The organism is Micromonospora sp. NPDC049275, from assembly GCF_043197115.1.
Taxonomy (GTDB): Bacteria; Actinomycetota; Actinomycetes; order Mycobacteriales; family Micromonosporaceae; genus Micromonospora.
The window spans coordinates 104,529-116,392 of sequence record NZ_JBICSN010000013.1 but is presented as its reverse complement, the minus strand read 5'-3'; the positions used below and the strand labels follow the sequence as shown (position 1 = coordinate 116,392).

2 protein-coding genes are annotated in these 11,864 nt (G+C 67.1%); one reads left to right on the top strand and one right to left on the bottom strand.

The window, feature by feature from the left end:
• Positions 1–86 precede the first annotated feature (86 nt).
• Complete coding sequence (locus ACGFIE_RS27915) at positions 87–7,052, bottom strand: RHS repeat-associated core domain-containing protein (protein ID WP_393300047.1); 6,966 nt, start codon at positions 7,050–7,052, stop codon at positions 87–89.
• A gap of 276 nt (positions 7,053–7,328) precedes the next feature.
• Here ACGFIE_RS27915 and ACGFIE_RS27910 point away from each other — a divergent pair, with 276 nt between their 5' ends.
• Positions 7,329–11,834, top strand: a complete 4,506-nt coding sequence (locus ACGFIE_RS27910) for a LamG-like jellyroll fold domain-containing protein (RefSeq protein ID WP_393300044.1) — start codon at positions 7,329–7,331, stop codon at positions 11,832–11,834.
• The last annotated feature ends 30 nt before the right edge of the window (positions 11,835–11,864 follow it).

Sequence of the window (11,864 nt, the reverse complement as noted above, 5' to 3'; positions counted from 1 at the left end):
CACATGCCTCTCGGGCGGAACCAATGATTCGACCGAGGGGCACCACATCGTCTAGCCCCTCATCCAACAGGTCCCGAATTATCTCGTCATTGCTGGACATGAACCTTGTAACCTCTCGAGCCGGGAGGGTTGATGTCGATCGTATTTCCGCCGCTCCCCGAGAAAGTCCGCCACTGCACGACCGTGCCGTCGGACGTTTTATAAACTTCCGGAATCTTCGGGCCACGAGCAGGGAGCGCTTCTGCACCCTGAGTCCAGCGCCTGAAGAGTATTTTCAACTCAGCTTCGGTACGGACTACCTTGACGCCAGTACTGTCGCCCGGCGTCAACTTAGTGTAGTCCTCCTTCCACGACGACGGTCCCGGGACACAGCCACCAGGCCCGATATTGTGAACTAGAACGGCGGAAGTTCCGGCCAGCGCATAATATGTGTGGATGCCATCCACGGTGAGGTTGTAAGCGAGCGCTAGATGAGCGGTATTCGGACGAATGCCGACGACCGATCGAGTGCCGCCTCCCGCCAGAAGAGCCATGTCGCCAGGATCAAAATCATCAGCCCGCTGCCACTCCCGGTCGGTCTGATTCCAGAACGGATGATCCTCGGTCGTTGTGATTGTCGCACCAACGAGCTGGAGTTCGATGAGGTCGTCCTGGTGGACCCACACATGGGTGATGACTCGGGGGCCCTGCTCGCCGGCCTCCGGGTCCGCGGCCATGACCTCGTCGCCGGCCTTGATCTCGTCGAATCGCTTCGTGGTGCCGTCGGCCATGAGGACCTCGGTGTCACCGCTGAAGCTCTTGCAGCCACAGTTGCAGCCACCGCCGCCGGTAGGACGCCCACCCTTCAGCGCCGCACCTGCCGCGCCGCTGGCCGCGGCGATCGCACCGCTCTGGAACATCTCGTCTGCCGGCAGGGTCGCTGCCAAAGTATCGATGTAAGGGCTGTAGAGCTGCTCGATCCACTCCTGGCAACCGCCCGGCCGCCCCATCTCGTGACAGATGTTCATGGCGAGGGCGCGTTCGTCCTGGGCCTCAAGTAGGTCGTTGCTGAAGGCCGACGCCGAGAGCCACTCGGCGCGCTGGTCGTTCCACCGACGGGTGAACTCCTCCAGCGGCACCGTCTCGGGGACAAAGATCACGTTCCCGAGGATCCGCGGGTGAGTCCGCTTCCCGTTCCTGGTGGTCGTCTTGCCGTTCTTCTTGCCCCAGTCCTTGTTCGCCTCGGTGCCACAGCCGCCCGGGCAGCCGCCGGCACCACGGCCGTCGCCCTCCTTGAGGGGCCGCGGATCGTAGCCGTAGCAGTCATACTCCATGCAGTCGGCCGGAATCAGGCCGTCCGGGTCGCTCATCGTGACCGGGGAGTTGTTGGCGTACGAGTAGCCATTCCACTGCTGCGGATCGGTCAGGTCCTGCAACGGGTCGACCGAGACGAACCGCCCGATGGTCGGGTCGTAGTTCCGGGCGCCGACCTGGGTCAGGCCGGTGTTGGTGTTGAGCGGCTGGTTCAGGAAGCCACGGTTGTCCGGTGCCGTCACGGTGGCGCCGCGGGGCGCGCCGTACGGGGTGTACTGCCGCCAGGTCGGCACCTGGGCCGTGTTGTTCAGGTAGAGGTTGGGCGTGCCCTGGTGGTCCGGAATGGTGAACCCGTACGCGCTGCCACTCCCCGTGCGATAGGCCATCGCGCCGCCCGGCAGCGGGTAGTAGCGGGTGCCGCTCAGTGCCTGGGTGGCGGTGTCGAGGGTGATCTGCTGACCGGGCAGGTAGAGGGTGGTGACCCGCGGGTCCTTCTGGATCAGCAGGTTGCCGTCGGCGTCGTACAGGAACGAGCTGTTCCCGTCCGTGCCGCCGGTCACCGACGCCAGCTCGCCGGCGTCGTCCCAGTTCAGCGTCTGGGTGCCCTGCCCGGCCTTGCGGGCGGTCATGTTGCCCGCGTCGTCGTAGCCGTACGAGGTGCTGCCGGTCAGGCCACCGGTGGTGGTCGTACCCGTCAACGTGTGCGGCTGGCCCTTGCCGTTGCCGTCGTAGGCGTAGGTGGTGGTGGTGTCGGTCCCACCGGTCGTGGAGTACTGGGTCTGGCTCTTCCGGTTGCCGAGCGAGTCGACGTCCCACTCGGTCCAGTAGGCGCTGGTGGCGCCGATGCCGCTGCCGACCATGGCGCGGTTACCGACGGTCGGGGCGACCGCGCACGCGTCTTTCGCCGTCCATGCCTTGGTGAGTCGCCGCAGTGAGTCGTACCGGTAGCACTCTGTCTCGGACACCGTCGTCGGCTCGTACCGGGTGTTGATCGTCTTGGTGATGTTGCCGTAGACGTCGTACTCGTACTCCTGCTTGTCGACGTCCGTCGTGGTGGCCGTCGTCTTGGTTACCAGCTGCTGCTTGCGTCGCCCGTCGTGGTCGTCGTAGATGTTGACGATCGAGGCCAGGCTCGTCGGCGAACCGACGACGTTGCGGGTGATCCGACCCCACGCGTCGTAGTCGACGGACGCGCTGTAGCCGGCAAGTCCACCGACGATCGTCGGCAGGTCCAGCACTCCGCCGTAGCTGTGGATAACGGTCTCGGCGGGCAGGTTACCGCGCGCCGGATAGGTGTCGCTGAGGAGAATTCCGGTCGTCGCCGAGTAGGTGTGCCCGAACGCGTACGTGTTGCCGAGGGCCCCCTCCGCGGCGGGGATGGTGATCGTCTCGCCCTTCGAGTTGCCGTAGGCGTCGAAGTTGATCCACTGGGTGCTGTAAGCCGCACCGTTGCGGAAGGCGGTCGCGGTGGTCAGCTTGCCGATCGCGTTCGTGATCGGCGCGACGTTGTTGTCGTTGTCGTAGACCCACGCGGCCAACTGGTTGCTGGTCGACTGCGCCGAGGTCGACGCGGCGAAGCTGGCCGTACGACGGCTGATCTTGTCGAAGGTGGACGAGACGGTCTTGCCACGGCCGTCCGTCGACTCGATGACGTTGCCCGCGCCGTCATAGCGGATGGTGCTGGTTCCGGCGTCCGGGTCGTCCTTGCCGACCACCTGTCCCAGCAGGTTGAACGTGCTGGTCCAGACGTTGCCGGCCGTGTCGGTCAGGGTCGACTGGTTGTCGTGGCCGTCGTAGCCGTAGCTGCTGTCCACCGTGGTGCCGCCGGTCAGCCGGTAGATGCCGGTGAACGGGTTGGATGGCGAGACCAGCGTCGGTGCAACGGTGTACTGGAGCTGCTTCTCCAGCCGGCCCATCGGATCATTGACCGTCGCGGTCACGGTGCCACCGGTCGGTGGAATGACCGTCGTGCGGTCGCCGTTGTACACCGTCCTGGTCGACGACTTGACCACGCCGTCGCGGGCGCTCTCGGCCAGGATGACCCGGCCCAGCCCGTCGTAGGTGTTGAACGTCTGGTTCAGAGCCTTCTTGAGCAGCGTGTCGGTGTAGACGGGAGTCGTGTTCGGTCCGCTGGCGGCGTCCCACCAGCCGTTGTAGGTCGCCCGCACCCACCCCCGGCTGTCGTAGAACGAGTCGGTGACCATCCGGCCACCCAGGTTGGTGTCTGCCTGGGTCTGCCGCACCCGGTAGAGGGCGTCGTAGATGGTCGTCGAGGTTCTGTACGAGTTGTTCTTGTTGAGGGTCTCGGTCGTCGTGGCGGTTATTCCGGTCTTCGACACCGTGTAGCTGTGCTTGACGTTCGCCGGAGCACTGGTCGGCCGGGACGCCACCCAGGCCGCCGTCAGCCGACCGAGCGCGTCGTACTGGGTGCTGGTGGCCACGCTGTTGGCGTCGGTGCTGCTCACCGGCAGATTGCGCAGCGTGGTCATGGTCGTGGAGGAGGCGTGGCCCTCCGCATTCTCCAACGTCATACCGGTGGTCAGGCCGGCGGCGTTGTCGGTGTACCTGGTGACGGACTTGTTGCCGTTGCCGTCCCAGCTGCCGGTCACGCGCCCGTACGGGTCGAACTCGGCCCGGTCGGTGGTCTGGTAGACGTAAGCGCCGGAGACCCAGTCGGACGCCTTGCGGACCATGGTGACGTTGCCCCTGGTCGGGGCGGTCTGCGGGAACGTGGTCGCGAACTGCGTGTCGTCGTAGTAGGTCCGAACGTGCGACACAACTTGCGCCGGCCGACTGACCGTGCTCGGAGCGGTAAGCGTGTTCGTGCTGCCCGGCACAGACGTCGGCGAGCCGGCGCGGAAACCAGCGCAGGCAACCGACACGGTCTCGACCTGGCTGGTCAGGCCGACCAGGTTGAGATCGGTGTTGGCCGGAGCGTACGTCGTGCTGGTGCACCGGTCATAGGTGGTGTTCGCCGGCACGGTGTGGTCGTACGAGTGCTGCAACAGACCGAAGGTCGGCGAGGTGATCGATGCGTCGTACGACATGTCGGTCTGGCTGTAGCGCCAGGTGGTGCTGGCGCCGGATGTGACCGCCTGTCGCCGCCAGGTCTGTACCGGCGCCGTGAAGGTCGCGGTCAGCGCCGGCAGGCCGGTGCGGGTACGGGTCGCGGTCGCGTCCGACACCCAGTACGAGGTGATCGACGAACCGTCGATCGGGCCGCCGTCGCCCAGGTAGGAGGTTGCCTCAAGGGCACGCCCGGCGAGTTGGTCCACATCCTCGTGGACCCCGCCGGCGCTGTCGGTGACGTTGACGACCGTGGTGCTGTTGTTCCTGCTCATGCCCCGGTAGTAGGTGGTCTCCGCCAGCGTGCGGGGGTCGTTCGCGCCGTCGCCGTTGCGCACCCGGACCTTGCCGTAACCGCGGAACTGGCCGTAGGTGCGGTACTTGGCCTTGACCACCTCGTTGTCGTCGTAGTGCCAGGCGGCACCGTCGAGGTACTGGTAACTGGTGGACGTGGCCGGCGCGCCACCTGTCGGGTCGGTCGCGGTGACCCGGGTGACCGCGTACTTGTGGAACCAGTCGCGGATCTGGTCCGGCACCCCTTCGGGCGTCCAGTAGACCGGGAAGCAGGACTTGGTGTTGGACGCGGGATTGAGCGTCACCGGCGCGGTGCAGGGTTCCGGCAGCTCGTAGCTGGGCGAGATGACCGAGCCGGTCTCGGTGGTGATCGTCGCGATGCGTTGCCGGTAGAACGAGGGGTAGCCACCCCTCACGTCCACCCTGTTGGGCAGCTTGATGCCGGTGAACGACACCGAGGGCAGGGTGATGGCGCTGGCCGAGCCCCCGGAGGTGGTGTCGTGCCCGGTGCGGGTGATCGAGTTCAGCCACAGCGTCGGCGCGGTGCCGTCCCCGGTCGCCGGCATGGTCTGGCCGAGAACGTAGGAGTCGACCTTCTTGTACGGGGTGCTGCTGGTGTCGTACTGCTGGGTCTCGATCGAGGTCAGCCGTACGGTGGAGAAGAAGGACGGGCTCCACGCCTTGCAGTCGGTGCCGGAGTTGCACACCAGGTCGAACGGCACGTCCGGCCAGTTGGCCTTGTTCGCGTCGTTGAGCGGTTTGCAGGTGCCGGAGAGGCAGCGGTCGTCGCTGTTGAAGACCACCTGGTTGGGGACGATGCCGTAGGCGCCGTTGTCGCGGAAGCCGTAGTCGATCCGGGCGAGGTTGCTGTCCCGGATGTACATCACGTCCGTCGCGCCCTCGTTGCGCCCGTAGTAGTTGGTGGCCTGGTTGTAGTAGTAGGCCATGGCGTTGCCGTGGACGTCCTTGACGTAGTCGAGGTTCCACCGGTACGCCATCGTGCAGACCGAGGAGCTGAAACCTGCCGAGTTGTAGCAGGGGTCTCCCGAGTGCGCCGAGTAGACCGGGATGTGGTCGACAGACTTGGTCTCCGGCTTGTTCGTCGTCCACCCGGGCAGGCGGTTGCGGCCGAACTCGTAGACCGTGCCGTCCCGCTCGGTCACCCGCCAGTAGTCGGTGTCCTTGGTTCCGCTGCCATTGCCCGAGTTCATTTCCCGCTTGACCACGGCGCCGGAGTCGTTCTGCGCCTTCCAGGTCTTCTTGCCGGCGTCCCAGATGAGCGAGCTCGACGATCCGTTCAGCGCGAGGGTGAGGATCGGACCGGCGTAGCAGCGGTCGTTCGTCTTGACCGGGGACGGGCTGCCGCCCGGGTCGTCCGAGCAGGAGACGAAGGTCTGCTCGACGTACGACTTCGGCGTGGTCCAGCCGTCGCCCACCCAGGACGCCTGCGCGTTGGTCGCGACGGTCTGACCGTCGACGCCGCCGGAGTCGTAGGAGAGGGCCAGTTGCGGCACGAGCTTCGACCGGGACGGCGGCACGGTCAACGGGTACGAATAGGCGAAGGACCCGGTGCTGCCGCCCGCGGTCCAGGAGCCGGAGGGCTTCAGATCGGTCGCCGCGTAGGTGCCGCCTGTGCCGCCCTCGTCGCCGACGCCGGCCACGGTGGCGAGCACCATCGCAGAGCCGGCCGATCGGCTGTCGGCGGCTGCCGTCAGCGGCACCTCGGCCGACACGGTGTTGGCCGCCGTGTCGTTGGTGGAGGGCACCGGGACCGGTGTCCGGCAGGCGGCGAGCGTCGGCGTGGTGAGCGCGCAGGCCGGCAGCTGCACGAGCCGCAGGCGGGAACCGTAGTTGCCCCCGTACGCCTCGGCGAACTCGGCGTAGTCGAGGCCGACCCGTACCGAGCCGCTGACGCGTCCACCCGCCGACGGCGTCACGGACAGCAGTACGCCGTCCACGCCGGCCGCTTCGGCAGCCGCCCGGTCCGCGACACGGACCCGCATCTGCTGCGGGCCGGTGTAGCGGCCGCCCGTGGCGACCGGCGCCACCCAGACCGGGGTGCCCGCGGCGCGGGTCTTCGCCGGTGCCGCAGCCCGGGCCGTGGCCGCCGCGCCGGTCAGCTCCACGGTCGCCGACGCGGCCTTCGGCCATGCCGTCCGCGACGGACGGTAGGTCGACTTCGCCTGGTCGGGCGGAGTCACGAAGTTCGTCGGCAAGGGCTTGACACCGGTCACCGACCGCCCGGGCGACATGGGCGGCAGTTTGGACAACCCGCCGTCTTCCGGCTTCGCCACCGCCGGCGTACCCGTCAGCAGGCTCGCCACCAGCGACGTTGCCGCAGTTAACGCCACCAGACGTCTGGGACGTTTCAGCAGACGTAATCCCCCGTGCCCGGCCATGTCACCCTCACCTCTGCGAGATCCAGAAAAACCACGCAGGGTGTTCAATCGTGCACCCCCGTGGCGCGAACAATGTTTCATGTCCACCTCCCCGGAAGGTCACGGGCGGATAACGAATTACCAAGATCACGGCCGACATTTCCGTCGCAGATGGTCCCAAAGGGACGACCCCGCGTGACGTCCGACGTTCCACGATGGCCAGCTGTGCTGGTTCACTTGCCGCCCTACGGACGCACTCCGCGTCCGCCGGTCAGACTCACGGGGGAAGCCACCTTCATGCCCAGAATCGGTCCACCACTTCGGACCTGGACACCAGGACGCGCATTCGCCAGCGGCGTCGCCGCCAGCATCGTCCTGAGCGGCTCGGCCACGTTCCTACCCGCCGTTGCGGCCACCGCCGCGCCCAGCAGGCCCGCACCCAAGCCGGCCGCAGGATCACTCACCGTCGATCGGGCACTGGTTGAGGCGAAGCACACCGGCAAGCCCGTCGAGGCCACCGGCGCCGGCACCTCGACGTCCACCTACACGGCCCGCCCGGACGGGACGATCGAGCTGACCCAGTCGGCCGTACCCACTCGCACCAGGGTGAACGGTGCCTGGAAGAACCTCGACCCGACGCTGGTCCGAAACGCCGACGGCACCATCAGCGCGGCCGTGACCACCAACCCGATCCGCGTCTCCGCCGGAGGCAGTGCCCCACTCGCCGAGATGACAAGCGGCGATCGCGCACTCTCCGTAACCGCACCGCTGCCCTTGCCGGCACCGACCCTCTCCGGGCCGACCGCCACCTATGCCGAGGTGCTGCCCGGGGTCGACCTGACCGTCCGGGTCACCACCGAGGGCTCGTTCTCGCACGTCTTCGTGGTCAAGAACCGACAGGCGGCAGCCGATCCCCGGCTCGCCGCCCTCGACCTCGGCACCGCCACGAAGGGCGTCACCCTGGCGGCCGACACGGCGGGCAACATCACCGGCCGCGACCGCGCCGGCCGGACGGTACTCACCGCCTCGGCCCCCGCGATGTGGGATTCCGCCCGCGGCGCGAGCACCAGGACGGGCACGGGCGAACGGCAGTCCGCGTCCACCCCTGGCGGGCCCGGACGTGGGGCGCGTACCGCCGCGATCGGTGTCCAGGTGGGTGCCGGGAAGCTACGACTCACCCCCGACCGGGCGATGCTGAGTGACCCGGCAGCGGTGTACCCCGTCTACATCGACCCCACGTTCAACTGGAGCTCCGTCGGCCCGAAGATGAGCGGTTGGGCCTCGATCTCCTACCAGCACCAGTCGACCAACTACTGGAAGAACACCCCGGACCCCATCGGCCGGATGCAGGTCGGCAACTCGGGCAGCCAGCGGTCGAACACTCTGATCAACTTCCCGGTGCCGTACTCGACGTTGGCCGGCGCCACGATCGCGGACGCATATTTCAAGATCACGAACACCCGGTCGTGGAACTGCACCGACAAGACGGTCTACATCTACGGCCCAGGCACCACGTTGAGCTCCAGCAACGCCACCTGGAACTACTGGGAGGGTGTGAGCAAGGGCAGCGCCATCGCCAGCAAGAGCTTCGCGTACGGCTACAGCGGTTGCGACGCCAACGGTGTCTCGTTCGACATCACCGGCCAGATCAAGACCGACGTCACCAACAAGAAGTCGACCCGAACTTTGTGGATGGTCGCCGCCAACGAGGCCAGCGACACCCAGAGCTGGAAGGAATTCCTGGAAACCAGCCCCACCCTGACCATCCGCTACAACCACGCACCCGCCGCACCGAGCGGGCTCAGCACCTCTCCCACGACCGCCTGCACCGCCGCCAATCCCACGGTGGTCGGTGATACGGCTGTGTCGCTGTACGCCCCGGTCTCCGACCCGGACAAGGGAGCCCTCGGGGTCACCTTCAAGGTGTGGAAGAACAGCGATCCCGCCCAGACGGCCATCGCCACCACCAACCCCAACCTGCTGACGTACTCCTCCGGCACCACAGCGGTGTACGTCGTGCCGAGAGCGACGCTGGCAGCCGCCGCCGGTGTCACCGGCACCAGCACGGGGACGCCCACGACGTTCGCCTGGAAGGTCCAGACGACCGATTTCCAGACTTCCAGCAGTTGGTCGACCACCTGCCGGTTCACCTTCGACTCCACCCGAGCCGGGCCGCCCAACATCCCGGAACTCACTCAGCAGGCAACGATCGGGCAGCCGATCACCATTGCGGTCAAGCCGCCGTCCACCGGAACCGTGCCCACCAACTACGTCTACCAACTGAACGCGGCACCCCCGCAGAGCGTCACCCCCGACGCGAGCGGTAACGCGACCATCCAGGTCACTCCCAACCGCTTCACCAACACCATCTCGGTGACCAGCGTCACTGCGGCCGGCAAGAACTTCGGCGAGACCGCGACGTTGCCGTTCAACGCGAATCCGTCACCCGTCGTCGCACCGGACGGCGACCTGACCGGCGACGGCAAGGCCGACCTGCTCACTGGCGGCTCGGTCAACGGTCTCAAGGCCGGCCTGTGGCTGGCAGAGAACGACGGCTCAGCCGGGGTCAACCCGAGCATCAGCAACATGGGCTCGCGAGGCAACGGTGTCACCGGTGAGAACTCTCCTGCCGACTTCAACGGCGCCCAGGTCCTCACGGGTCGATTCACCGGCGGCAACCTGCAGGACGTCCTGGTCTACTACCCGGCCGGCAACAACGCCGGCGGTGGCGGAATCCTTGCCGGCAACGGCGACGGCTCCACGTTGATCCCGGAGCGCAGCGGCGTCCAGACCAGCCTCATGGCCGAATACCTTCTCGACGAGTTTGGCCGATCGCCGATCCAACTGGCCAACGCCGGTGACAGCCGGGGCATCGGCTCGGACTTCCCCGACCTGATCGGCACCAGCGGGGACGCCACCAACGGTTACCAGCTCACCTACTACCCCAGCTTCCCCGGAACCAGCCTGTTCTTCGGAGCGGTCTCCACCGGGGCGTCAACTCCGACCGGCGGCGCCGACTGGAACAACTGGACGATCACCACCGCACAGACCAGCACCGGAACTGCGATGTTCCTGTGGAACAAGACGACCGGAGCCCTGCACCTCTGGTCGAACCTGGCCTACAACCAGGACACCGGGCAACTCACCTACACCGCCCGTACCCTGGCCGCCACCGGCTGGAACACCGGAACGACGCTCAGCCTGCGCGCCGGGGACATCAACGCCGACGGCACCCCCGACCTGTGGACCGTCGGCGCCGGCGCGGTCGCGACAGCCTGGCTGGTCACCAATGTCCAGGCCGGCAGTGCCACCATCACCGCCCGGCCCCGGCAGGCGCTGATCACCTCCGACCACACCTGGCAGTTCGACGACGAGTTCGCGGACGAGGGGGACGGCGTCCTCAGCACGGCCACCGACATCTCCGGGGGTAAGTCACTCGGCGTCGAGGTGACCGAGCCGTCACCGACCGCGCCCGGCGTGAGCGCGAAATGGCGCAGCGGTGAACTCTTCCCACAGGTCGTCGTGCTGAACACGGACGCGACCGCGACCCAGGTCGACCTCACCAACAAGACCGCGCTCACCAGTCCCGAGCGGCTGATCGACACGAGCAAGTCGTTCAGCATCTCGGTGTGGGCCAAGCCCACCGCCGCCGGTGGCGTCATCGCCAGTGAGGACGGCGCGAACGCGTCGCGCTTCCTGCTCTGGAACAACCAGAGCGACAACACCTGGCGGTTCGGGCTCGGCAACGCCGACAGCGGTTGGTCGTACACCCAGGTGGTGGCACCTGCCGGTACGGCGCTGGGGGTCTGGACGCACCTGGTCGGCACCTACAACGCCGAGACTCGGACGATCGCGCTCTACGTCAACGGGGTGGTCAAGGGAAGCGCCCAGTACACCGCCACGCCCACGTGGCCGAGCACCGGCAAGTTCGTGGTCGGCCGCTACAAGTACCAGGGCGCACCGACGGCGCACTACTCCGGGATGCTCAGCAATCTGCAGGTGTGGAAGCGGGCACTCACCCCCATCCAGGTCGGGGCGACCAATGTCACGAAGAGCGGCTCGCTCACCTCGGTCGGCGCCATCACCTGGACACCACCGGGCACTGGAACGAAGCAGACCGACATCTACGCGACGGACACCATCGGCACCTTGTGGCGATACCGCAGGGTGAACACCCAACTCTCCGCACCACGGCTGATCTCGTCGGGGTGGAACCAGTTCACCGCGTTCGGCATCGCGGACATGGACCACGACGGCTACCCGGATGTGGTCGTCCGTGACAACGTCACCTGCAACCTGCAGGTGTTCCTGGGAACCGCCGATGATCTGAGCCCCACGCCCACGTTCTTCGGCTCTCAGTGGTGCAGCTACCGGCCGTTCGGGGTGGCCGACTACAACCGGGACGGCTACCAGGACGTCTTCACCGCCGGCACAACCAACGACCTGTGGATCTACCCGGGCGATCTGGCGGGCGGCAAGCTGACCCGGATCGACGTCGGCGACGGCTGGAGCACCCAGTTCACCGGGTTCGGGGTGGCCAACGTCGTGGGTGACACCACGCCCGAGTTGTACGGGCGGGAGAGCGACACCGGTCTCCTCCGGGTGTACGACCTACAGGCGAGGGCCATCACCCAGGTCGGCATCGGTTGGGCCAACTACACGTCCTTCGGGATGACCGACTTCAACGGGGATGGCAAGCCCGACATCCTCGCCCGGGAGAACGTGACAGGCATTCTCTGGATGTACCCGGGGGCCGCCAACGGCACCCTCGGCACCCGGGCGGCGATCGCTGCCGGCTGGTGAACCACGGCGGTGGGTCGGGTGTCCACCCGG